20 protein-coding genes are annotated in these 23,558 nt (G+C 64.6%); 9 read left to right on the forward strand and 11 right to left on the reverse strand.

The features are described from left to right. Positions 1–81 precede the first annotated feature (81 nt). Entirely contained in the window at positions 82–1,296 is a 1,215-nt protein-coding gene (locus AC5RVY_RS02155; protein WP_493953047.1) for an MFS transporter, read from the reverse strand. A gap of 154 nt (positions 1,297–1,450) precedes the next feature. Here AC5RVY_RS02155 and AC5RVY_RS02160 point away from each other — a divergent pair, with 154 nt between their 5' ends. Then, the gene (locus AC5RVY_RS02160) at positions 1,451–1,792 is read left to right on the forward strand and encodes a hypothetical protein (RefSeq protein WP_493953048.1); all 342 of its coding nucleotides are present in this window, start codon (positions 1,451–1,453) and stop codon (positions 1,790–1,792) included. A gap of 190 nt (positions 1,793–1,982) precedes the next feature. Further along, the gene (locus AC5RVY_RS02165) at positions 1,983–2,306 is read left to right on the forward strand and encodes a hypothetical protein (protein ID WP_493953049.1); all 324 of its coding nucleotides are present in this window, start codon (positions 1,983–1,985) and stop codon (positions 2,304–2,306) included. A 201-nt stretch (positions 2,307–2,507) separates the two neighbouring features. Here AC5RVY_RS02165 and AC5RVY_RS02170 read toward each other — a convergent pair whose 3' ends face one another. The 6 genes from AC5RVY_RS02170 to AC5RVY_RS02195 all read right to left on the reverse strand — a co-directional run bounded on the left by AC5RVY_RS02170 (position 2,508) and on the right by AC5RVY_RS02195 (position 10,258). After that, a complete protein-coding gene (locus tag AC5RVY_RS02170; RefSeq protein ID WP_493953050.1) occupies positions 2,508–3,929 on the reverse strand; it encodes a TrkH family potassium uptake protein in 1,422 nt (473 codons plus the stop codon). 35 nt (positions 3,930–3,964) lie between these two features. Then, positions 3,965–5,947 carry an APC family permease gene (locus AC5RVY_RS02175; RefSeq protein WP_493953051.1) on the reverse strand — a complete coding sequence of 661 codons (1,983 nt, stop codon included), beginning with the start codon at positions 5,945–5,947 and terminating at the stop codon, positions 3,965–3,967. 161 nt (positions 5,948–6,108) lie between these two features. Continuing rightward, entirely contained in the window at positions 6,109–6,783 is a 675-nt protein-coding gene (locus AC5RVY_RS02180) for a DUF6766 family protein (RefSeq protein ID WP_493953052.1), read from the reverse strand. Between the two features lie 95 nt (positions 6,784–6,878). Next, positions 6,879–7,298, reverse strand: a complete 420-nt coding sequence (locus tag AC5RVY_RS02185) for a hypothetical protein (RefSeq protein WP_493953053.1) — start codon at positions 7,296–7,298, stop codon at positions 6,879–6,881. Between the two features lie 12 nt (positions 7,299–7,310). Then, positions 7,311–7,772, reverse strand: a complete 462-nt coding sequence (locus AC5RVY_RS02190) for a hypothetical protein (RefSeq protein ID WP_493953054.1) — start codon at positions 7,770–7,772, stop codon at positions 7,311–7,313. Beyond that, positions 7,769–10,258, reverse strand: coding sequence for a molybdopterin oxidoreductase family protein (locus tag AC5RVY_RS02195; protein ID WP_493953055.1), 2,490 nt, complete (start codon positions 10,256–10,258; stop codon positions 7,769–7,771). Before AC5RVY_RS02195 ends, AC5RVY_RS02190 begins: the two co-directional genes overlap by 4 nt. Positions 10,259–10,652: 394 nt before the next feature. On the opposite strand from AC5RVY_RS02195, the gene AC5RVY_RS02200 reads away from it, so the two are divergent. The 5 genes from AC5RVY_RS02200 to AC5RVY_RS02220 all read left to right on the forward strand — a co-directional run bounded on the left by AC5RVY_RS02200 (position 10,653) and on the right by AC5RVY_RS02220 (position 16,550). Further along, positions 10,653–12,254 carry a sensor histidine kinase gene (locus AC5RVY_RS02200; RefSeq protein ID WP_493953683.1) on the forward strand — a complete coding sequence of 534 codons (1,602 nt, stop codon included), beginning with the start codon at positions 10,653–10,655 and terminating at the stop codon, positions 12,252–12,254. Positions 12,255–12,898: 644 nt separating this feature from the next. Then, the gene (locus AC5RVY_RS02205; RefSeq protein WP_493953056.1) at positions 12,899–13,297 is read left to right on the forward strand and encodes an Hpt domain-containing protein; all 399 of its coding nucleotides are present in this window, start codon (positions 12,899–12,901) and stop codon (positions 13,295–13,297) included. 191 nt (positions 13,298–13,488) lie between these two features. Next, positions 13,489–14,706: a glycosyl hydrolase gene (locus AC5RVY_RS02210; RefSeq protein WP_493953057.1), complete on the forward strand. Its 1,218-nt coding sequence runs from the start codon at positions 13,489–13,491 to the stop codon at positions 14,704–14,706. Between the two features lie 74 nt (positions 14,707–14,780). After that, a complete protein-coding gene (locus tag AC5RVY_RS02215; RefSeq protein ID WP_493953058.1) occupies positions 14,781–15,551 on the forward strand; it encodes an SDR family oxidoreductase in 771 nt (256 codons plus the stop codon). 180 nt (positions 15,552–15,731) lie between these two features. Beyond that, positions 15,732–16,550, forward strand: coding sequence for an ANTAR domain-containing protein (locus AC5RVY_RS02220; protein ID WP_493953059.1), 819 nt, complete (start codon positions 15,732–15,734; stop codon positions 16,548–16,550). An 86-nt stretch (positions 16,551–16,636) separates the two neighbouring features. On the opposite strand, the gene AC5RVY_RS02225 is transcribed toward AC5RVY_RS02220, so the two are convergent. From AC5RVY_RS02225 to AC5RVY_RS02240, 4 genes are all read right to left on the reverse strand, one after another. Beyond that, positions 16,637–17,641 (reverse strand): metallophosphoesterase, encoded by a 1,005-nt coding sequence (locus AC5RVY_RS02225; protein ID WP_493953060.1) that lies wholly within the window; start codon positions 17,639–17,641, stop codon positions 16,637–16,639. 510 nt (positions 17,642–18,151) lie between these two features. Further along, positions 18,152–19,384 carry an acyltransferase family protein gene (locus tag AC5RVY_RS02230; protein ID WP_493953061.1) on the reverse strand — a complete coding sequence of 411 codons (1,233 nt, stop codon included), beginning with the start codon at positions 19,382–19,384 and terminating at the stop codon, positions 18,152–18,154. A gap of 211 nt (positions 19,385–19,595) precedes the next feature. Next, positions 19,596–20,333: a glycoside hydrolase family 16 protein gene (locus tag AC5RVY_RS02235; protein ID WP_493953062.1), complete on the reverse strand. Its 738-nt coding sequence runs from the start codon at positions 20,331–20,333 to the stop codon at positions 19,596–19,598. 553 nt (positions 20,334–20,886) lie between these two features. Further along, entirely contained in the window at positions 20,887–21,702 is an 816-nt protein-coding gene (locus AC5RVY_RS02240; protein WP_493953063.1) for an MBL fold metallo-hydrolase, read from the reverse strand. Positions 21,703–21,908: 206 nt separating this feature from the next. On the opposite strand from AC5RVY_RS02240, the gene AC5RVY_RS02245 reads away from it, so the two are divergent. Both AC5RVY_RS02245 and AC5RVY_RS02250 read left to right on the forward strand, forming a co-directional pair. Beyond that, positions 21,909–22,244, forward strand: coding sequence for a YciI family protein (locus tag AC5RVY_RS02245; protein WP_493953064.1), 336 nt, complete (start codon positions 21,909–21,911; stop codon positions 22,242–22,244). Continuing rightward, positions 22,244–23,497: an RNA polymerase sigma factor gene (locus AC5RVY_RS02250; protein ID WP_493953065.1), complete on the forward strand. Its 1,254-nt coding sequence runs from the start codon at positions 22,244–22,246 to the stop codon at positions 23,495–23,497. The genes AC5RVY_RS02245 and AC5RVY_RS02250 overlap by 1 nt, the downstream gene beginning before the upstream one ends. Positions 23,498–23,558: the final 61 nt, after the last annotated feature.

Consider the following 23,558-nt stretch of genomic DNA (forward strand, 5'->3'; position numbering starts at 1 on the left):
TGAGGATAGCCCCACACCCCGTTGCGCTATCACTTTTGGTCCCCAACGGAGCGGCTTGGGGACCAAAAGTGATAGCGCAAGTCAGTAGTTCCGGCGGTGCTTCAGGCGGGGAATGACGACGGCGAACACGGCCGCCGCCGCGAACCCCAGGACGCCCGTGGCCGAGATCCCCGCGCCCAGGGAAGCCACGGCGGTCACCCCGGAGAGCAGCACCGGGCCGCCGGTGGACCCGGCATCGGCCATGAACCGCCACAGCCCCAGGAACTGCCCGCGCCCCCGGTCGGGCGAGAAGTCCGCCCCCAATGTCATCACCAGCCCAGAGCTGATCCCGTTGCCGAACCCGATCAGCAGCGCCGCCAGCAGCAGTCCCACAAAGGACCCGGTCAGCGGAATCAGGAGCAGGGCGGTGCCCATCAGCAGGGTTGACGGGACGGCCACAAACTGCCTCCCCTTCCGGTCCATCAGCTTGCCGGCAGGGTAAAAGACCAACATGTCGATGGCCCCGGACAATCCGTAAATCAACGACGCGGAAGTAGCGTCCATGCCGAGGTGGTCCGCCCACAGCGGGATGACCACCTGGCGCGACGAGCGCAGCGCGCTCAGCAGCAGGATCCCCACGCCCACGCTCAGGAGCACCTTCGCGTGCGATGCCGCCACATTACGGAGGGTGGGCTCCGGACCTTTGGGGCCGCCGTCGGACGCCCCCGCCACCTCCAGGTCACGGATGGTGAGGGACAGCAACGCGGCGGCAGCCATGGCCGCCACCCCCACCCAGTACGCGCCGCCGATCCCGGAGAACTGTATGACCGCGGCGCCCAGGAACGGTCCGATGAACACACCGATCCGGTTGACCCCGCCCAATGTGGACAGCGCCCGTGCCCGGAACTCCACGGGGACCGCTTCGGTGAGGTACTTTTGCCGGGCCAGCCCGAACACTGCCCCGGACATGCCGACGACGGCCATCGCCACCGCGAGCAGCCACAGTCCGTCCGGGATCAGGGAGGACAGTCCGGCCGCGGCGAGCGCCAAGCCGGCAGCCACGGCGGCGCCCACGATGGCCCAGCGTTCCCCGAACTTCAGCGTCACCAGGGATGCGGGCAGGTTGAAGAACCAGGACCCTAGCCCGATCAGCGTGACGATCAGCGCCGCGAGGGCCACGGAGGCGCCAAGATCACGCGCGGTCAGGGCCACCACCGGAAGGATGGCGCCCTGGCCGATCCCGAACAGCAAGGTGGGGCCAAAAGCGGCCACCGCAATGGCGCGCAGGCTGAAAGGCTTGTCATCGGGGGAAGTCATCAGATTTATTTTATGGCCGTGGGCAGCCGTGAATTTCCCTCCCGGGGTGCGGGGAAAATTCCGGAAAATTCGGGTCACATCCGGCCTGCGGAGGAGTAGCGTTCGACTTATGGGGCGTTGTTCCGCGCCCATAGCCAAAGGGGAGGTTCATTCGATGGGTGAAGTGTGGATCCGTACGCTCGGCAACGGGCTGGTCCGGGCAGACAGAGTCACCGAAATAACATCAACCCGCGGATCCCTCCACGAGGACCAGGGCTATTCACTGAAGGTCATCGTGGACGGGAAAGGCCACGTCCTGATTGACGACGGCGACCTGCAGGGCGCCCTGTCCGACCGGCTTGAATACGCCCGGCACGTTGAAGACGCGCTGCTGCTGGCCATCGATGAAGCGCGGGACAACGAAGCCTCCGTGGTGATCTCCTACGAGCCGGAGCGCGAGCGCTGGTCAGCGGCCCCGGTTTCAGTATTAACCGGAAGCCTTCCCGAAGTGGTGTGAAGCGGTGCGGGGTGGGCCTGGCCCCGAGAAGCACGCCGGCTGGCGTCACAACCTCAGCATCACCAATCGGTGTAATAACTCCGTAACTGTTGCGTGGATCACATTCACCCCCTACTCTGATTGAGGCTTAAGAAACAGGCCATGCAAGAAGCTGCAGCGTCGCAGCCAATGCCGGGGAAGGCTTTAAAACTTGAATTCCAAGCTGAACATCGTTGTCCGTGTAGATCTTGACCACGCCAAAGCTCTGGTGATTGCCAAAGGGCACGTCACCGTCCACAGCGTCAATGCCCTCTATGTAGTGGTTAAACGCGCTAATGCCATCAAACAGGGCCTGGACCTGAAGTTGGATATCTCCCATGCCCTCGTGGATGACGAGGTCCTGGAGCAGTTGCAGAACTGCTCGGAGACCCACCATCTGCCCGCGAAAATCGATCCGTACCAGAAGCCGTGCACCATCAGCGTTCTGGCACCCCGCGCGCATACCACCTCGCGGCCCGCACTGCTCGCCGCATAAAAGCTTTCAGGCCACGGCACCCGAAGAGTCCACACATCGGGCCAGGGTCCCGGCCGCACACTATTTATCTTGCCACTTTCCACCGGACCGGAAGTGCAGTTGTATCCGAATAAACGGGTAGCTGCACTCCCGGCCTGATGGAATCTTTTACCAACCCGCCCCTTGGCCCGCACGCATGGCCTTCGGTGCGAAGAACTAGACCTATCCGATGATGGGGCGTTCCTCCGGGAGCCGGTAGAGGCGCGGCCGGGCTGACAGGGCCAGGGCCGATGCCACCGTCACCGTGCCGATGCGCCCGGTGAACATCAGCGCCATGAGCACCCACTCCGCTGACGGCGGAAGGGTATACGTGATGCCGGTGCTCATACCCACCGTGCCGAACGCCGAGATGGATTCGAACAGGACCTTCTCCAGGCTGTAGTCCGTGAAAATCAGGAGCAGCATGGTTCCGATGACGACGGCGGCAATCCCCAGGAGTGCCACGGAGAGGGCCTGCCGTTGGGAAGAGGAGCTGACGGACCGGTGGGCGATGGTCACCTGGTCCCGGCCGCGGACTTCGTTCCAAATGGCGAAGCCCAGCACCAGGAACGTGGTGATCTTGATGCCGCCCGCGGTGCCGGCGCTGCCGCCGCCGAGGAACATCAGGATGTTGGTAACCATCAGCGTCTCCGGGGCGGCGGCTCCGTAGTCGATGCTGTTGAACCCCGCGGTTCGGGGAAAGACGCTGCCGGCGAAGGACCCCAGAATCTTGCCGGTCACGGAGAGCGGGCCGAGCGTTTCGTTCCGGTTCCATTCAAACGCGGCAAACAGGACCATCCCGGCGGCCAGGAGGAACAGCGTTCCGTAAATGGTCAGCCGCATGTGGACGGTCCAGTTCCGGGGTTTGGTTTCGCCGCGGGTGAGCTGGATGATCACCGGAAAGCCGAGGCCGCCCGCGATGATGGCCAGGCAGATGGGCGTGATGATCCACGGGTCCTCGGCGAAGCCGATGAGGTTGTTGCTGTAGACCGAGAAGCCCGCGTTGTTAAAGGCGGAGACGGCGTGGAAAATCCCGTGCCAGAGGGCTGTCCCAGGGTTGGGATCATAGGCGATCCAGAACCGGACCGTCAGTACCAGTGCTGTTGCGGCCTCGAACGTGAGCATGATCTTCGCAACCCGCAGCAGCACCGCGCGCACGTCGCCAAGGTTCAGGGTGTGGGTTTCTGTCTGAGCCACGAGCTGGCCGCGCAGGCCGATGCTTTTGCGGACCAGGAGCGCCAGGAGGGTGGCCAGGGTCATAATCCCGAATCCGCCCACCTGGATGAGCACGAGGATGATCACGTGCCCGAAAGGAGTCCAGAACGTTGCCGTGTCCACGGTAATCAGGCCCGTCACGCAGACCGCCGAGACCGAGGTGAACAGGGCGTCCATGAACGCGCCGGACGCCGGATCAGTGCGTGCCGCGGGAAGCATCAGCAGGGCCGCGCCGATGATGATGACCATCAGGAAGGCGACAGGAACAGCCCGGACCGGGTGGGTCATGATCCTGCGGACGATGTTGCCTTTCCGGCCCTCCTTTTCATTTTTGGCGTCCCGGAGCATCTTCTGGACGGCGGCGACGCTGGAAGGGTCGGGACCGGGCATGACGGGTTCCGACGGCGGGAGGCTCCTGCGCAGGCTCATCCCACGTGGACGCCCGGGCGCCGGTCCGGGTCCGGTTCGTTTTCGCGGATGATTTCCCGGACCACGGGTGCGGTGTCGCCGCGGCCCAGGAGCAGGTAGCGCATGAGGTGAGCCAGCGGGTTGCCTTCGGACCACTCGAAGTAGGCGTGCGGCTTAACTCCGGTGCCGTCGCGCAGGGCCAGGAGGATGGCAGCGATCGCATTGGGCGCGGCGGGGCTTTGGGCGCGCAGGACCCGGTGGCCGTCCACTTCCACGCCCCGGACCTGCAGCGTGTCGCTGAACTCTGACGGGTCCGTGACGTCGATTTCCAGGAAGATCACATCCGCCGTTCCCGGGACCGGGTTGTTCTCCCGTTGCACGGCTTCCTTGTCCGCGTACTCGGCCGCGTCCCGCGCCTGGGGCCGGTTGGCGATCAGGTTGATCCGGCCGTCGTAGTCCAGGGTGTCGCTGATGAAGCGGCGTGCAACGGCGTCGAACTCAATCCTGTCCACGCGCAGCTCGGTGGTGCGGCTGATCCGGGAGACGAGGGAGACGGCCACGATGCCCAGGATGAAGAACCCGGAGATGGCCAGGCCGTCCGGCTTTTCGACGACGTTGGCAGCCAGTGCGTAAAGCATTACCAGTGTGAGCACCGTGAACCCGATCGACGCCGCACGCTGTTTGCTGCGGATGGCGGAGATGGTGACGGCGATCGCGCCGGAGACCATCATCGCCAGGATCCCGGTGGCGTAGGCGCCGGCCTGGGCGTTGACATCGGCCTTGAAGCCGATGGTGATCAGGATGCTGATGGCAGTGTAGACGAGTACGACAGGGCGGACGGCACGGGACCATTCCGGTGCCATGCCGTAGGAGGGCAGGTAGCGGGGAACGATGTTGATGAGGCCTGCCATGGCGGAGGCGCCGGCGAACCACAGGATGAGGATGCTGCTGACGTCGTACACGGACCCGAAGCCGTTGCCCAGGTGTTCGTGGGCCAGGTACGCCAGGGCCCGGCCGTTCGCCTCTCCCCCGGCCTGGAATTCCTCGGCGGGTATCAGCAGGGTGGTGACGAAGCTGCTGCCCAGCAGGTAGACGCTCATGATGAGCGCCGCCGTCGTCAGCAGCTTGCGGGTGTTGCGCACCCGGTTGGCCAGCTTTTCCTCAGCCGTCGCACCTGCGGCGGCCACCAGGGGCATCATGCTGACGCCTGTCTCGAAGCCGGAAAGTCCCAGGACCAGCAGTGGGAACGCCATCAGGGCCGGGCCCACGATGCCGCCAAGGCCGCTGCCTGAAGAGGTCAGGGCACCGCTCCAATTGTCGAGCGCGCCGGGGGTGGCCAGGACTTCGGCGATTCCGGCTCCGATGATGATGGCGTTCAGCACCAGGAACACGGCCACGAGGGGAATGGCAACGGCGACGGCTTCGGAAAAGCCCATCAGGAACACGGCGCCGAGCACCAGGAGCAGGAACACTGTGATCGGCACCGCCTGGCCTTCCAGGAACGGCGGCAGGTAGGGGTTCTCGAGCAGGTGCACGGTGGCGTCTGCCGCCGAGAGGGTGATGGTGATGATCCAGGAGGTGGCCACGAAGCCAAGCAGGACCAGCACGAAGACCTTCCCCCGCCAGAAGGGCAGCAGCCGTTCAAGCATCGCCACCGAGCCCTGCCCGTGCGGGCTTTCCTTGGCCACCCGCCGGTACATCGGGAGCATCCCCAGTAGCGTCAGGGCCACGATCAGGAGGGTGGCCAGCGGGGAAAGGGCCCCGGCGGCGAGCGCCGCGATGCCGGGCAAATACGAGAGGGTGGAGAAGTAGTCCACGCCGGTGAGGCACATAACCTTCCACCAGCTTTGCTGCGTCCCGTGGTTCTCGTTGGCCTCCGGCCCCACCGGCTGGCTGACCCTGTGTTCCAGCAGCCACTTAGCCAACGGACTGCGGATTTCGGTTTCACGTTCAGGATTGGGAACGATGGCGGGAAGGGAGGACCGGGCGGGAGCCGTCAAGGGACGTGACTTTCTTTGGTGCCCGTCACGGGCAACAACTTCCCGGTGCCAGGCGCGAGGCTGAGCTGATAACTAACGGAGCCTAGCACCGGGCAAATCGCCTCCCCGGGCCCATTCCGGGGATCTTAACGCTTTCTTAACGCGTGGCCCATTCCTCGCGACTAGCCGGTTTCGCCCGTGTCGTCGTGCGCTGAGCCTACGGGCTTGGACTCAGGTGAGCCGCGCTGGCGGAGGTAGATGGACAGGACCACCATGGACCCGACCGCGAGGAATTCAGACTGCCAGTTCTGCAGGGTACGGTTCCAAAACTCTGCGGACGCTAGGTACCCGGCCCAGGTAACGGGCTGCTGGAAGTTCCTGATTTGTTCTTCGTTGTAGGCGCTGGTGCCGGTAAAGGACTGGACCAGCCAGCACAGCACGAAGATCAGCCCCATGGTGGTCCCCAGCGAATTGGAAAAGACCTTGCGGCGCCAGCCGGTGGCTTTGGCCCAAGCCGGCGATTTCTGGTTGCTGTACTCGCCCACCAGTTGATCCTCGTCGGATTCGAGCCCGGTTTTGTCCAGTTCCTTTGATTCGGGGGATCCTTTTTGGACCAGCCAGATGGTGGCAAGGATGTAGAGCAGGAACTGGAGATATTCAGACTGCCAGTTCTCCGAGACATCCACCGCGAAGCTTGAGGAGGTGAGGTACTGTGCGAGGCTGATTTCTTCCAGGCCGGCTGTTACCTGCTCTTCGTTGAACATGGCATGGCCGGTCAACCCCTGCCCCAGCAGGGCCAGGAGGAAGATCAGCCCGAAGAAGAGGCTAAGCCCGTTGTTCTTAAGTGCTTTTTTCACCGGTTCCTCCTATCCGTGGATGAGTCCGACGACGGCCATGTAGGCCAGTCCCCCGAAAATCAGGATCAGGTACAGGGCAAAGCTCCAACGCATGACTACTTGCCTCCCACTTCGCAGGTATAGGGCGCGTCGCCGTTCGGTGCGCAGGCGGCCCCCGTGATCTTCCAGCCGCCTTCAGCGGCAGCCAGGAATACTGCGTCGTTCTCAAATTCCACGAAGGCGCCGCGGCCGTACGTTTCGGTGTGCGTCATCTTTCCCGGGTCCTGGATCCGCAAGTTCCGCAGATGGTCCTCGCAGGTACTCTCCTGCTCCCGGGCCGTCTTCTCGCGCGTATCGGAGAGCAGCATGGAGCAGGCGGAGGACCAGTCCGATGAACTCAGGGCCTGATGGAATTCCTGCGCAGCATCCGCGGCGGCAGTCGCGTCAGGAGCGCATCCGGATACTGCCAGTAAGGCGGCGATGCCTGCCGCCGCTGCACCCCAGGTGCCGGGCCTGGTTGAGGTTCTACTTGGCATTCCTCTCCTCCATCACTCGGCGACGATCAGGGCTTGGGGCGCGGCTTGTTTCATGCGCGTGGACAACCACTGAAGCTGGGTTTTTGTCTCGCCCTCACAGCGGGTGACCACGTCGAGGAGCTCCGCGTCACGTAGTCCCTGGGCTGCCTGCTTGACGGCCGTCCACGTGATGTCCACAAGGGATCCGAGCACGTAGAGATCCTGCAGGTCCCGCAGCAATCCCACAGGTCCCGAGCGGGTGGTGGAGAGCCCTTCGGCATGCAGCCGTTCCGGCTCGTCGTCCTTGTCTACCTCCCCGTACCGTCCAGCGATGGGCAGCAGTGCTTGCTCATGCTTCTCGCACTGGTCCGCCAGCGAGCGGCAGAGGAAGTACACGTCCGGCTCATCGCCGTGCCCCTCGGCCACCTGCCGGAAGGACTCCGCGAGGGTGCGTTCGGACCGGTGGAGCAGGCCCAGGTAGATGGGAAGTTTCATGACCTCTCCTCCTGTGCTGCCGCAACCGGCGGTTCGGCCGGCGCTATTGTCTCGCTGACCTCGCCTGCAGCTCCGCCCACAGTGGCCGGGACGCGGCCGGTCCGGGCAGGCCGGGAGGCGGTAGTGGTGGGGGCAGGCGCCGGACCCGTGCCGTCGGCCACCTTGGTGACCCGAACTGCTGCAGTCTTGTACACCGGCTGCTTGGACACTGGGTCCCACTCGGTCAAGGTCAGCTCGTTGGCCGCGCGGGGGCGTTGAGCTGGATCGGCTCCCTCCGGGTCCGCGGCATCCCAGTACCCGTAGTGGAAAGGGGCGAAGACGGTACCCATGCGGACGTCCGCAATCCGCAGCGGGGCGAAGAGGTGCCCCCGGCGGGATTCGACCCGGACCTCGTCGCCCTCCCGCAGTCCCAGCGCATCGGCGTCGCTTTCGGCCATTTCCACCCACATGGCCGGGGCGGCATCACGCAGTTGGGGCGAGCGGCCTGTCTTGGTCCGGGTGTGGAAATGGTAGGCAGTTCGGCCCGTGGTGTAGCGGAAGGGGTAGTCACCGTCGGGGGTTTCGTGCGCCCCCTGGTACTCGGCCGTTTTGAAGATCGCGCGTCCGTTCGGCGCCATCGCCTTGAAGGCCTGCGGTCCCACGGTGGCCCCGGTGGCGAGGTCATGGCCGTAGTCTTCGGTGTCTTCGCCGTGGGTGGGAAAGACCCCGTCCCCGTACAACCGGTCTGTACCGTCGGGGTGTTCCTCGTTAACGGGCCAGGGGATGCCGCTGCCGCCCCGCAGCCGGTCATAGCTCAGGCCGGTGTAGTCGCAGAGGCGGCTCCTGCTGCACTCACGCCAGGCATTGAAGCCGTCCTCGGGACCCTCCCAGTCCAGCAGCGGACGGCCGGAGTTGGTGCGGAAGCCCATCCGCCGGGAATAGTCCAGGAAGATCTCAAGGTCGCTCCGTGCCTGGCCGGGCGGTTCCACCGCCTGCTCGGAGAGGTGGACGGTGCGGTTGACGTTGGTGAACGTCCCGGTCTTTTCACCCCAGGCGGCGGCCGGCAGGACGACGTCGGCATACTTCGTTGTCTCGGTCATGTAGAGGTCCTGCGCCACCAGGAACAGGTCCGGCTTGGCAAGGATGTCGCGGATGCGCGGCAGCTGGGGCATCGACACGGCAGGGTTGGTGGCTGAGACCCACAGGAACTGGATGGACCCTTGCTCCGCGTAGCGGAAGATCTGCGCTGCATGGGTTGGCGGGGCCCAGTGCGGGATCACCAGCTCGTCCACGTCCCACAGTTCCGCCAGCTGCCTGATGTGCTCAGGGTTTTCCCAGTTGCGGAAGCCCGGCAGATCGCCGTCGGCCCCTGCCTCTCGGGTGTTCTGGGCGGTGGGCTGGCCGTTCATCTGCAGGATTCCGCAGCCTGGCTTGCCGATCATGCCGCGCAGCAGGTGGAGGTTGTTGACCTGGCAGGACGAGGCGGTGGCCTGGGCCGACTGGTAAAAGCCCTGCAGCACCGTGGAGAGCACACGCCGGGAGGTCCCGAAGATCCGGGCCGCTTCCACCACCGCAGAGGCATCCACTCCGCATTCCGCGGCGACAGCCTCCGGCGTCCACGGCTCGATTTTGTCCGCCAGATCCTCAAAACGGAGGGTGTGCGCGGCGATGTAATCCTCATCGATCCACCCGTTGCGGATCACTTCACGGACCAGGCCGTGCATCAACGCCAGGTTGGTGCCGGGCCGGACGGGCAGGTGGACGTCGGCGTGCCGCGCCACTTCGGTGGAGCGCGGGTCCACGCACACCACCAGCGGCTTGTCGGGCCCGGAGATCCGGTCCAGGACCCGCGCCCACAGCACCGTCTGCGTCTCGGCCATGTTGTGGCCGTAGAGGAAGATCGCATCGCACTCGTCGATGTCGGTGTAGCTGCCGGGCTGGCCGTCCGAGCCGAAGGACTCCTTCATTGCCGCCGCGGCCGTGGCCGTGCACAGCCGGGTGTTGCCGTCCATGTGCGGAGTGCCCAGCCCTGCCTTGCCGATGATGCCCAAGGCGTAGTACTCCTCGAGGAACAGCTGGCCGGAGGTGTAAAAGCCGTGGGTCAGCGGCCCTTTCTCCTCCAGCAACGCCTTGCTGCGCGAGACAATCCGGTCCATTGCAGTGTCCCAGTCAGTCTCCACGAGGCCGCCGTTTTCGCGGATCAGAGGCTGGGTCAGCCGGTCCTTGTTGCTGACCCCCTGCCAGGAGGCGAAAAGCCCCTTGGGACCAAGCCGGCCGTGGTTGACGATGTCCAACGCCCTGCCCCGGACGCCCACCATGGTGCCGTCCTTGACCGCGATGTCGATGCCGCAGCCGTTGCTGCACAGCACGCACGCAGACTGGACCCACCGGTCCACGTCCTGCTCGCTGAGCCCCTTCGCGAGAACCTGGTCTACCCTGACTGGCCACTGCTCCGCCTGGGCGAATGGCGTTCGGGTCCCCCATATGTCAGCAATCCGGTCCACCATGGCCGTCTCCCTTCCGCCGGGGACATCCTTGTCCGTTTTCCTGCCTGCGGATGACGGGCTGAAGTAGCGTTTACGCAGGTCAGCCGTAAGGTCATCTTGATGATTGACAGTAGCCTTACCATCCGGGCGAGTAAAGCGCGCCCGTCCCCAGCCCGCCGGCCCATCAATATCGTCGGTCATTGACTGAAGACCCGCACCCCTGTCACGGCAGCCCCTTCTCATTCCCTGTATGACGGAAGCGCGGGGCGAGTGACGTCTGGATTCTTTCTCTGGGTGGCGGGCACGCAGTAGGCTTCGGGGATACTGACCTGTTGGGGCAGGGCTGGGGGAAACAATGTTTTTTGAGTGGATCGCGCGCTATTTCCGTACGTTAGGGCCCAGGGGCCGGACCGTGATGTTTCAGCTTCCGCTGTCCATCACCATGCTGCTGGTAGTGGTTTTGGCCGCACTCCTGCATCCGGCGTTCCAGTGGTCCGGTCCTTTCCCTTTTACCCTCCTCGGCCATCTGGCCCTGCTTGTGGCCTGTGTCCTGGTGCCGTGGGAACGGCTTCCGGAACGGGCAACCCTCATCATCCCGGTTCTCGACTGCCTCGCCATTGGCCTGTCCCGGGAAGCCGGGGACCAATACCTGTCGGCGCTCAGCTTCCTGCTGGTTTTTCCTGTCGTCTGGCTGTCCTACGGTCCCGAACGCAGCGGGGTGGTAATCGCTGCCCTGGCAGCCCTCCTCAGCGTCGCCCTGCCGCCGGCCATCCTCGGCACGGGCTACACCAGCGCCTCCTTTATCCGCATCGTGCTCCTGGCGGTCATCCTGACCGCGATGGCACTGACCACCTATGGAGTGGCCAAAGCCCTCCGCCAGCAGCGGCTCCGGCTGGAAAAACAGGAAACAGAGGTCCGCCGGCTGCTGGCCGCCAGTGAGGACCGCGAGCAGTTGCTGGGCACCGTGATGGACACCGTCAGCGTCATTGTCTGTGCCCTCGACGACAAGGGCCGCACCGTCCTCACGAACCAACACCAGGGCAGTGACCCTGCCGGAGTGATCCAGGCGGAGCTTCCGGCAGGTAGCGGCGCTGGACTTCCCGTGTATGGCATGGACAGGAAACAACCCCTTCCCCCCGAGCGGCATCCACGCAACCGCGCCGCCCGAGGGGAGCCCTTTACCGATGATCTCGTGTGGGTCGGCAGTGGACCCGCGCAGCGTGCGTACTCGGCCACCTGCCGGCTGATCAGGAATCCGGACGGCCGGCGTGCCGGCGCCGTCCTGGCTTTGACCGACGTCACGGCACTTGTTGAGGCTCTCTCTGCCAAGGACCAGTTCGTGGCAAGTGTCTCCCATGAACTCAGGACACCGCTGACATCGATCCTGGGTTACCTGGCCCTCGCCCTGGACGAAGAGGGCCTGGATCCGACACTGGAACACTCCGTGAGTGTGGCGAAACGAAACGCCGAACGCCTGCTGACCCTGGTGGGCGACCTGCTCACCACCGCCTCCGGCACGGTGACGGTCACGCCCCGCCCGGCCGACCTGGCCGAAGTTGCCGCCCGGAGTGTTGAAGCTGCCCAGCCCCGGGCCAAAGCCGGCGGCATCACGCTGCAGCTGGAGAGAGGCGGTCCAGCCACGGGACGGTTCGACCCCGACCGGATGGGCCAGGCCATCGACAACCTGGTTTCGAACGCCATCAAATACACCCCCGCCGGCGGCACTGTCACCGTCCGCGTCAGCACCGACGGAAAAAATCTTTGCTGCGAGGTGGTGGATACCGGGATGGGGATGACGGAGGAAGAACTGGCCCACGCTTTTACCCGGTTCTTCCGTACCGCCAAAGCCCACTCCTCCGCTATTCCCGGCGCCGGCCTGGGGCTGGCTATCACCCGCTCCATCATCGAAAACCACCGGGGAAGCATCACCCTCAACAGCACCCCCGGAGAAGGAACCACGGTCAGGGTTACGCTGCCGAACGCGGATGCAGAGGCCCGCCCCCTGGTTTCCGCCTAGGGGCAGGTCCAGGACTTGAGCTGTTCTTGAGCAAGACTTGACCCTTTCCGCGCCGGTCCTTGAGTAAGGCCATGCAGAGTATTCCGTGTAAGGCTTGAAGCGCGAGGCACCAGCAAACCGGGATCTGGGCCCGGTGGCGTCAGGGCCTTAATTCGGGAACAACCGAAGGTCTTAGCGCCTGGCGGTGTCGAGAAGCCGGCACCGCCAGGCGGATCCTTCACATTGGGGTCCTTGCAGCTGCGTCAGCGGCTCCCCATGCGCGCATCATCCGGAGCAAAGGCGTCCGACGGCGATCGCGGACTCCTGCGAAAAATTCCTGGCTTGTGTGCCCGGTACCCTGGGCGGGGCATTGCTCCTTCCTCCAAGTAAGCCCTGGACCTATACCCGCAGTAATGCACCCCTGGAAAATCGAGTACCCGTTACTCGGTACTCCTTCTCCCATGCCCCGTAATCTGCACATGAGGTGTCGGCGAAGACACCCGCTGGTGACGGGAGCAGGTTGTGGGAATCGAGCCGTGCCACCAATGATGAAGCTCCCCTCCAGCTCTTCGCACTGGCTGGCTGAGACGATGCTCCGCTGGGCGGCGCACCTTCCATATATTTCACGACATGAAGCTCTGCGCCCTTCCGATGGAAGGCCAGCAATGCGCACCCCAGAGTTCGACGACGACACCCCACCGCTGCTGGACGGCTCCGTCCTGGAAATGCTGCGTGAGGAACTGGACGACGACGAAGGCATCTGGAAAGTGTTCATCCAGGACTTCGTCGCTCAGCTGCCGGCCAGGATCGAGGCGCTGCGGCTCGCGCTGACCACGGGCGACAACGTGGGCGCCATGAAGGCCGTGCTGAGCCTCAGAACCTCGAGCCAGATGGTGGGGGCCGAACGGCTGGCAGGGCTGGCCCTGGATCTGGAGCAGCTGCTCAGGGGCGAATCCTGCGGGCGCGACCCTGCCGTGGTCCTGCCCCGGCTGGCAACCGGCCACCTGATCCAGATCAAGCGCTGCGCACAGCAGACCAAGTATTTCCTGCAGAGGCAGCTTTAGCCTTGGTCTGGCCGGCGTGGGGAAAGCCAGTGGAAGTCCCGCATCACAACACAGCAAGAAACTTGAGCGAACCTTGAGGCATTCGGGTCAGCAAGATTCTAGGATCAGGGAAGTGCCGGCTGGCACTCACCTGACCGCTGCCGGACCGGCAGCCACCACGACTGCGGGGACCAATCGCTGTGTTCAAGTTTGTGAAAGTTCTTACTGCTGCCCTTGCCGCCAGTGCCGGCCTGACGCTGGCAGGGGTACAACCCGTACAGGCGGCACCGGCAGCGGCGGCGCAAATCACGCTGAGCCCAGCAACCGGACCAGCGGGATCTGCGGTAACGGTCAGCGGGACGGGTTTCAAGGTCTCCACGTCCGGGACGGTCATTGCAGGCTCGGCGACATTTCCATTCCGGACGGCATCCACCGGGGCCTTTAGCACGGCGATCACCATTCCGGCGACCGCAACGGGAAAACTGACAATCACGGCCAAGACCTCTTCCGTACAGGCGTCCGCTGTGTTCACCGTGACTGTGCCGGAGCAGACCCTCCCGCCGGTCAGCACGGCCCGCCTGGGTTTTGGGGTGGCCACGGCCAACGGTCCCTTGGCCGGCGCTGAGCTGGATGAAGTGTCCCAATTGGCAGGAGAAAGCCCGTCCAGCATTCTCTTCTACAAGGACTTCCTCCAGGCACCGCCTATCAGCGAATTGGATGCTGCACGCGCCCGCGGCGCCGTTCCCCTGGTGACCTGGGAACCCTGGGCCTGGGGAGGCGGAGTGGACCAGGCGGCCTACTCCCTCGACAGGATCACGGCCGGCGACTTCGATGCCAGGATCAGCCAATGGGGACAAGCCCTGGCTGCATGGGGTTACCCGGTGCAGCTGCGGTTCGCCCACGAGATGAACGGCAACTGGTATCCCTGGGCTGAAGGCGTCAACGGCAACGGAGCCGGGGACTACGTTCAGGCGTGGCGCCACGTGCATGACGTTGTGGCCGCCAACGGCGCAACCAATGTCTCCTGGGTGTGGAGCCCCAACGTCCCCTATTCGGGTTCCACCGCCCTGGCCGGTTTGTTCCCCGGCGCTGACTACGTGGACGTGGTGGCCCTGGACGGGTACAACTGGGGAACGTCGGCCACATGGAGCAGTTGGATCTCACCGCAGGACCTCTTCGCTCCCGGTATTGCCGAACTGCGCTCACTCGCACCGGGCTTGCCGATTCTTATCGCCGAGACGTCCTCGAGCGAGGCAGGCGGCTCGAAAGCCGGGTGGAACACGGACCTGGTGTCCTACCTGGCAGCCCAGCCGGATGTGACGGGGTTCGTCTGGTTCCATATGCAAAAGGAAGCCGACTGGCGCATCAACAGCAGCGACGCCTCGGCAGCCGCCTTCAAATCTGCCTTGGCGGCCCGCCGGGCGTCCTAGCGCTGCGATCAAGGTTCGGTCAATAACGCACAAATCTTCATCCGCCTGACTCCAACCGGCTTAAGATTTCCTCCATGAGGATTGCCGTTGCAGGGGGAACCGGGACTGTGGGCCGCCACGTTGTGGCCGTCGCCAGCGAGCGCGGACATGACGTGGTCATCCTCAGCCGGACGGAAGGTGTGGACCTGGTGAGCGGGCGCGGCCTGTACCAGGCGCTCGAGGGCGCAGACGCCGTCATCGACGTGTCCGGCATCCAGACCGTCTCCACCAAGAAGGCGGTGGACTTTTTCACCAACGCCACACAGAACCTGCTGGCCGCGGAGAAGAAGGCAGGCGTGAAGCACCACGTCGCGCTGTCGATCGTAGGCATCGACAAAGCCAACTCAGGACTGTACGCCGGAAAACTGGTGCAGGAGGACGAAGTCAAGCATGGCGGCATCCCATGGACCCTCCTGCGGTCCACCCAGTTCCACGAGTTCGTGCCCATGACCATCAAGGTTTCCTCTGCAGGGCCACTGGTGTTCGTGCCCAGGATGTTCACCCAACCGGTGGCGGCGAAGGAGGTGGCCTTGGCCTTGGTGGACGCGGCCGAGGCCGGGCCGAAGGGACGCGTCCCGGACCTTGGCGGGCCACGAACTGAACAACTAAAAAGCCTGGTCGAGGCGTACCTCTCCAGAACCAGGCAGAAAAAGCGGGTCGTCCCGCTGCACGTCCCAGGCCCCATGGGCAAAGCGATGCGTAAGGGTTGGCTGATCCCGAGGGCGGGTGCCGCCGTCGGACGCCAAACGTTCCTGGAGTGGCTGGAAGCCAGCGTAGATTCCGTCGGCGGGCACCACCACGCCTAGGGAACTCAACGCCAGGATAAGGCTCTCCGCCTCCAGCCTCTGCATCCCGAATCAGGTACCCCGTTCCCCGCCCGCAAAAAATTCGAGTACACGCTACTCGTGCCCCAAAGTGGCCGCACCGTTAAGTTCAAGGGGAAGCGCCACACCGCTTCGCGGGCGCCGTTCTAAGGGGGAACGAGAATGACAGTGCATGTGCAGGCCACCTACAGAACCGTGCTGAAAGCCGACGGCGAAAGGCAGGCCATGGCGGATCTCCCGGACGAGCGGCGGTTTGAGCCGCCCGGGTTCCTGTTGGATCTCAGCACGGACACTGACACGGACGCCGGCTCGCTGCGGCGTCTCACTGAAGCAGCTGCGGCGGCGCTCACCGACCTTATGAGGGTGCAGATCGACTGTGCCGCCGTCCTGACCCCGGCCCAGCGTGCTCCCGTCCGTGCAGCGAACAATGGCAGGGCCGCGGGCCTGGGCTATTTGGAACAGGAGCTCGACGGCGGCCCGCTGGTACAGGCGGTGGCTGCGGGCAGTCCCATTGTGGTGGGCGCCGGGGCATCGACGTCGGAGGCGGGGGTGAGCTCGGAGGCCTATGGCCGCCGCTGCCTCGACGCCGGGTACGGCGAGGTCCTTGCCGTGCCGCTCCGGCTGGACCCGGGCACCACCGCAGCCCTGGCATTCTTTGCACCGCCGGACGTCCGGTTCGATTCCGATGCGGTCAGCTACGCCACGTGGTTCGCCCGGGTTGCCTCGCAGAGCCTGAAACTGGCCCTTGAAATCCGCAGCGTCCGCTCCGCGGGGGACAACCTGAAGGCGCTGCTGGAAAGCAGGACATCCATCGACGTGGCGTGCGGTGTCATCATGGGCCGCAACCGCTGTTCGTACGCGGATGCCTTCGGGATACTGGCAGGTGCGTCGAGCCACCGGCACAAGCAGGTCCGCGAGGTGGCCGAGGGGTTCCTGAAGAACCTGCCACACGGCTCACCGAGCACGCGCTTCGAGCCCTGAGCCCCGCCCCGCCCCGGCTCGAGGAGCCAGCCGGCCGCTCGCGGCCGAGGCCCGGCTGCGTCCCGGCCGCGAGTCGCACTAACCACCTATTTTTCGATGCTGAACGAGTCATTGAAGGGGCCGGTAGTCGGAACGAACCTCACGTCCATGCGCGTGCCGGTGACGGTGACCTCCAGGGTGCCCCGTTCGTTGTTCCCGTTCTTTCCCAATGAACTCGCAAAGTAGGGCGTTTCGGGGTCGTCGGGTTTGATCCTGGTGAGTCCCACGCCGCCCGTACCGGCGGTGGCGAAAACGGTGCCCTGCCCCTTCTTCATGGAGTTGTCCCTGTCCGCCACGCACGCTTCGGAATATTCGTCCGCGAACATGCTGGGGCATTCCTCGCCCAGGGCCAGCTGGTGGGTGCGCTGATACACGTGTTCATGGCCGCTCAGGACCAGGTCCACTTTCTTGTCCAGCAACTGGTTGGTGAATGACTGGCCAGCCACGCAGCCGTAACGCCCCAGGCTGAAGCATGGCGTGTGCATGGCCACCACGGTCCAGGGGATGTCGCTGTCGCGGGCACCATCGATGGCGGACTCGGTCCACCGCCAGCGTTCACTGTCCTGCGAATAATCGAGGACTCCCTCGGGAAATTCGATGCCGGGCGACAGAAGGATGACGCGCACCAGTGGCTTCTCCTGGGGGACATCCACATACCACTGCTTGCCATATTCGCCCTGCTGGCCGGGCAGCTTGTTGGGGAGGCAGTGCACAAAATTCCTGATGTCCCCATCTCCGCCGTCGCTCTCGTGGTTGCCGGATATCAGTTCGTAGGGAAAGTCCGTTCCGAGCTTGTCCGTGACCATCGAGCAGAACTCCTCCTCCGCTCCCGCCTTGTAGGAAAGGTCACCGAGAGCGATGTTAAAGTCCGGGTTCAGCTGGGCCACCAGGTCCAGCACAGATTGGGCTCCCCTGCCGAGCCCCATATCGCCGGCGGCGGTGAAGCGCACGGATCGGTCGTCCTGGGAGTTGCAGCCACCCAGCACCAGGGCTGCGAGCACTGCAACCGCGGCAGTCACGGCACGAATGAATGACGGACCCGTCGATGCCATCCACGTTCCCCTTTGTCCAAGGCGGTGTGTTCGAGCCTAGCGGGGGCAGGTCTGCTTGCCGATGAAGTGTGCGGAAACTGCGGGGTTCCGCATATTCGCCCTTGCCGTCTTCCTTTCCGGCGCGCCACCCGTATTATTCATCCATGTGGACAAAACAGCACCAGTCGTTGTGCACCTCGTGCGGCAGGAGCACCAAACACGTCACGCATTTCCGTAAGGACGACGCCGGTTCCCTCATTGCGGACGTCCGTTGCCTGGAGTGTCCTGAAGCTTCAGAGGTGGCCGCCTAGGACCCGTCTGGTCAAGGATGGCAGCGGCAAGCGGACAAGGAGAAGGCCCCTCCTGGGAGGGGCCTTCAACGTAATGGTCATGTGTCTTCAGGTTTAGATCGGCCTTGATGCATTCCCCCTCTCCAGACGCCCCCCGGCGCCCATCCGGACTATGACAAGAAAAGACTTTAGTGACCTCGGACGAAGTAGTAAAGGGTTTCTGCTAACCGGACTGGTTCAGTTACGCAGCCCGGGCCGCGGGCACAGGTTCCTGCTGCCGTTCCCGCTCCTGTTCCGGGGCTGGTTCAGCCCCGGAACGGACGACGGCGGGCTCCAGCCTTTGATTGGCCCAGTGGCGGACAGGCGTCTCCACCAGGCGGAAGGACGCATACGCAAGCACGGTGGTGAGGGCCGCCGCCAGCGGTACGCGGAGCCACAGTGACGGAACGAGCGGCATCAGCAGCAGGTAGACGGGCAGGTGCCAGAGGTACAGGGCGTAGGACAGGTCGCGGCCCGGGCCCGCGAGCCACGGGTGGCTCAGGATCCGTGCGGTGAACCCGGCCGGGGAAAGGACCAGCCATCCGATGGCCAGGGCCGCCAGCAGGGCCAGCACGGTAGGTCCGAGTGTCCAGAAGGCACTGAACCAGGGGCCAGGGGTGCCGGGCTCCTGCAGCAGGAACACCGCAGCCAGCAGGACCAGGGCCGCCGGCGGGCCCGCCCACCGGGCTGCAGCGAGGAGAGAGGTGTGGAACCGGGAGCCGGGGCGGACAACTGTCAACACGAGCGCCAGGGTGCAGCCGATCAGCAGTTCATCGGCCCTGGTGTCCGGCCCGTTGTAGAGCCGGTTCAATGGCGCCCCGGCCCCCACCAAAATGAACCGCTCCAGCAGGAACACAGCAGCAAGGCCAGCCGTGATCCAGGCGACGGTACGGACCGTCCAGAACCGGAGCAGGACCAGGAGGAGAAGCGGCCACACCAGGTAGAACTGCTCCTCGACGGCGAGCGTCCAGGTGGGGCCGAGCGTTTCGCCGGTAATGGAGTTACCGAACAGGCCGAAATGCGCCAGGTTCATCACGTAGCCGGCCGCCGGCAGGACGAAGCCTTCCTGGCCCGCCCACTTGGAGCCCGGAAACAGGACCCCCACAGCAACAATGACCCCGCACAGGGCCAGCAGTGCGGGCCACAGCCGGGCGAGCCGCTTGGCGTAGAAGATCCCCAGCCGCAACCCGCCGGTGGCCAGGTATTCCTTCATGATCAGAAGGGTGATCACAAAGCCGCTGAGGGTGAAGAAGACGTCCACCCCAATGGATCCGCCGGGCACCAGGCCGGTGGCGGCGTGAAAGAGGAAAACGAACGCCACGGCGATGGTCCGGAGCCCATCCAAGGCGTGCTTCCGCCCGGAAAGGAGCCCGGGCGGGGGTGCTTCCGGGCGTTGGAGGGCTTGGACAGGTCCGCTGCTTGACGTAAAAACCACTAAGCAAGCATATATAACGTTTCCATAACTGCGCTGGGTGCAGGCTAAGCAGACGCTGGGAAAGCCGCGGCGAAGCACCGGCCGGACCACGCGTCAGGGACGCCGCCAGCCGGTGCAACAAAGTGACTAGCGGGACACAGCCGGGCCCCCGTCGTCGGCCGCTATGAGCATGTTCCCTTCGCTGACGGAGAGGCCTTCCGTGCCTTTCGGATTACGCCATTTCCCAAATGGCTATCCAATCAAGGTAGACATGGCCCGCTGTTTCAGGCAGCGGACAGTCCGGCAGGCAAGACTCGGTCTGGAGGATATAGTGCATAGGCTTGTCCGGTACGAATTTGGAAGCAACCCCAAGGGAAACGCCGTCGAGGAAGAACTCGATGCCCCCGGGCTTCCACTCGGTGGTGGCGATATGCCAGTCGGTATAGGGAGTTTTGGGGCGAAAAACCTCTTGCTGGTGTCCCTTTGGGCCGATACCGTGCACGGCAGCATACATCACCGTCGAGAGGTCCCCCTCTGGAAAATCGATCTCCCCGTCCTGCGGCCATTGCTTGCTGTCGGGCCAAAGCAGCCAGGCCACTTTGTAGCCGGCTAAGGGATCGGCCTTGAAGCGTACAGAATAGCGCCCGTAGACCAGGCTGTTGTAGGGCCGCTCACTAGCCCCGGAGAATCTGGGAGAGGGCGCCGCTCCCATGGATTTGCCGTTTTCCGAGTGCAGATAAAAGTCGAGGAGACCGTCATGAACACTCAAAACCTTTGACGGATAGTATCCGGACCGTGCTTGGTCCTTGGTGGGGTATTTTTTACCAGCTGTGTCCGGCGTACCATCAACGTAGTTTTCACTCCATCGCGCCTCGTAGGCGGGGCCAGGGAAGCCGCCAATGGGGACATCTCCATGCGTGAAGTCTTCTGTAAAGACCTGCCTCCAACCAGGCAGGTCGCCCAGCGGCATGGCGTCGGAGGCCGCAGAAGGATCATTGGCTGCATTAGGATCTGGGTTGGCGGCCGGATCAGAGGTTGCAGAGGGCTCTCCGGATGGAGAAGTGGCGTCTGTGGTTGGCTGTGCAGAACCGGATGCGGGGCTGCTTGGCTCTGAACCTGCTTTAGTACCTTGGGGCGGAGCTGAAGTTCCAGGCCCGCGGAGGTCGCCGCAAGCCACAGCCGTCAGAGCCATGATCAAGACGAGGACCAAAGCGCGGGCACGGTGCTGAATTGTCTCCAAGGCGTCACTCCGTCCAAGAGGAGTCATTGGATTCTACCCCCGGGGTCCATCCGGCCGGCACCGGTATTGCGACGGATGCTTGCATGGCTGTCCTCCCCTGGTTCAGCGGGGGACCCCAATCAAGACGCTGCGTTGCGGTCATCCCTTATCCGGTTACCCTACGGACGGCGCTGCAACCGGTCATGGGTGCCGGGTACTCATCTTTTGCGCCGCCATCTCGGCGGGACTACTTGCTGTACCTGCTTTTTGCATTAACTGGCCTTCACACCGGCACGTCCACCGGCTACTGTTCCCGGCGGGTCTCCTGGAGCCGCTTGATGAACCAGCGCGACTGCTCCGGCCCGTAGGGCAGCACCGGTATGGCCTTGGTGGCATCGTCCGGAGTGTCCCGGATGGATTGGCGTGCCTGGCGGACAGCGGTGGTCATGGTGTCCGCCATGGTCTTGACGAACTGGTCGCTGCACGGCTTCCCGTGCCCCGGAATCAGGAACTCGTAGCGGTGGCGGAGGGCCGAGATATGGCGGAGAGCGTCCGCCCACTCCTCCGGATACGAGTCTTCGAAGGACGGGTGCGCGCCCTGCTCCACCAGGTCGCCCACGTAGAGAGTGGTGGGGGTGCCCACCAGCAGGTCGCCGTCGGTGTGGCCTCTGCCCAGGTAAAACAGGGTGGCGGCCAGGCCGCCCAGGTCAACCAGCACGGGCTGGTCCTTCACGATCGCGTTGGGCACCACCAGCTCCACGTTCCGGCCTTCGCCGGTGGACATCTCCGGTTCCAGCGTCCCCACGAAGCGGCGCTGGAGGTCCCCGCGTTCATCGATTTCGGTGGCGCAGTTCCGGTGCGCCCAGAATTCGGTGACACCGGCTTCGGCAAATACCGCATTGCCGAAGAAGTGGTCGTAATGGGCGTGGGTGTTGACCACGACAAGCGGCAGCCGGGTCTTCTCCCGCACGGCGTCCAGGATCTCCTGGCCTTGCCTCGGGCCACAGCCGGTATCGATCACCATGGCCCGCTCGGATCCGACAATCAGTCCCGTGTTCAGCAGCGATCCTTCGGTGACCAGCACATGGTTGTTCGCGCCGACTTCGAGCCATTCCGACATTGTTTCTCCGTACCTCCGGCAAAGCAGTGTGCGTTCGTTAGTGGTCGATTCTACCCATGGGCCCTTGAAGTTCCCGGGAGGCACCCGGCCCATTAGGTTTGTCTTCAAAGAGCCGGCTGCACTTTGTCGATCTGGGCCATGGCTGTGCGTCGAATAAGTGAGGGCCCGGCAGGAAGGGCCCGATCACAAACCGAAAGGATTACGGAATGTCCAAGTATCTGGTCCTGATATTCCAGGATGAAACGGTGGCAAGGCAGGCCGAAGGCGAGTCCATCAGTGCCTCCTACCAGGAGTTTATGCAGCGCCGCGCAGCGTCCCTGGTGAACGGGGCAGCCCTGCAGCCGGCTGCCACGGCAACATCCATCCGGAAGGACGGCTCCGGCGGCTTCTCGGTGACTGACGGCCCGTTCGCTGAATCGAAGGAGGTTCTGGGCGGCTACTTCCTGATCGAGGCGAAGGATCTCGATGAGGCCCTGGAGATCGCCAAGGAAGTTCCTGCCGGCGTCGGGGTGGAGGTCCGGCCCGTGCGGGTGGTCAGCTGATGCCACAGGCCGCCAGCTCGGAGGTTGCTGCCGCCGTTGCCGATGCGCACCGCCGGGAGTGGGCCTTCGTGCTGGCGGCAACGGTGCGTGTTGCCGGTGACATCGATAACGCCGAAGAAGCCGTCCAGGATGCCTATGCCAGCGCGCTGGCCACGTGGGGTCAGCGCGGCATTCCGAAGAATCCGGGGGCCTGGCTTACGGTGGCCGCCCGCCGCCGGGCCCTGGACATGCACCGCCGTGCAGCCACAGAACAGCGGGCGCTCCCCAAGCTGGTGGAGCCGGAGGAGTCCCCACCCGGTGAGCCGGAGCAAGGAACGGTGGAGATCCCCGATGACAGGCTCCGCCTGATTTTCACCTGCTGCCACCCGGCCCTTGGTCAGGATGCCCAGGTTGCCCTCACGCTGCGGCTGGTTTGCGGGCTGTCCACCGCCGACATTGCTCGGGCGTTCCTCGTCCCGGAGGCCACCATCGCCGCCCGGATCACCCGGGCGAAAAAGAAGATCGCTGCGGCAGGAGTCCCCTACCGGGTACCGGCAGCGTCGGAGCTGCATGAGCGGATCGACGGCGTTTTGTCCGTCGTGTACCTCGTCTACACCACCGGGCACACGGCCCCATCGGGAGCGGACCTGATGCGCGGAGATCTCGCGGAGCGGGGCCTTGAGCTGGCGCGAATGCTGCGCCTCCTGCTTCCCGGCAACATCGATGTGGCCGGGCTTTTGGCCCTCGTGCTGCTCACGGACGCGCGCCGGGACGCCCGGCTGGATCAGAACCGTGAACCGGTCCTGCTGGAGCACCAGGACCGGTCCGTATGGGACAGGCCGGCCATCGAGGAAGGAGTGGCGCTCCTGCGTGAGGCGTTGACCTCCCGGACGCCGGGCCGCTTCGCGCTGATGGCCGCGATCGCGGCCGTCCATGACGAGAGCGAATCGTGGCGGGAGACCGACTGGCGGGAAATCCTGGGCCTCTACGATGTGCTGATGGAGAGGTGGCCATCCCCCGTGGTCCAACTGAACCGGGCCATAGCCCTTGGCTTCGCCGTGAGCTTTGCGGAAGGCCTGGCCGAACTGGACGCCCTCGGAGTGGACCCGCAGCTGGCCCGCTACCCGTACCTTGCCGCCGCCCGCGCCGACTTCCTGGCTAGGCTGGGCCGCCATGAGGAGGCCCGCATCGCTTTCGAGGAAGCATTGATCCTTACCGATAACGACGCCGAGCGGACCTACCTCCGGGACCGGGTGAGCCGCCTGCCCGGCTGACCGAAGCTTGCCTGCTGTAACAGGCCACGAATTCCCCCGGCGGTGCAGTCCTCGCACGGCT

The organism is Arthrobacter sp. Ha26, from assembly GCF_059091705.1.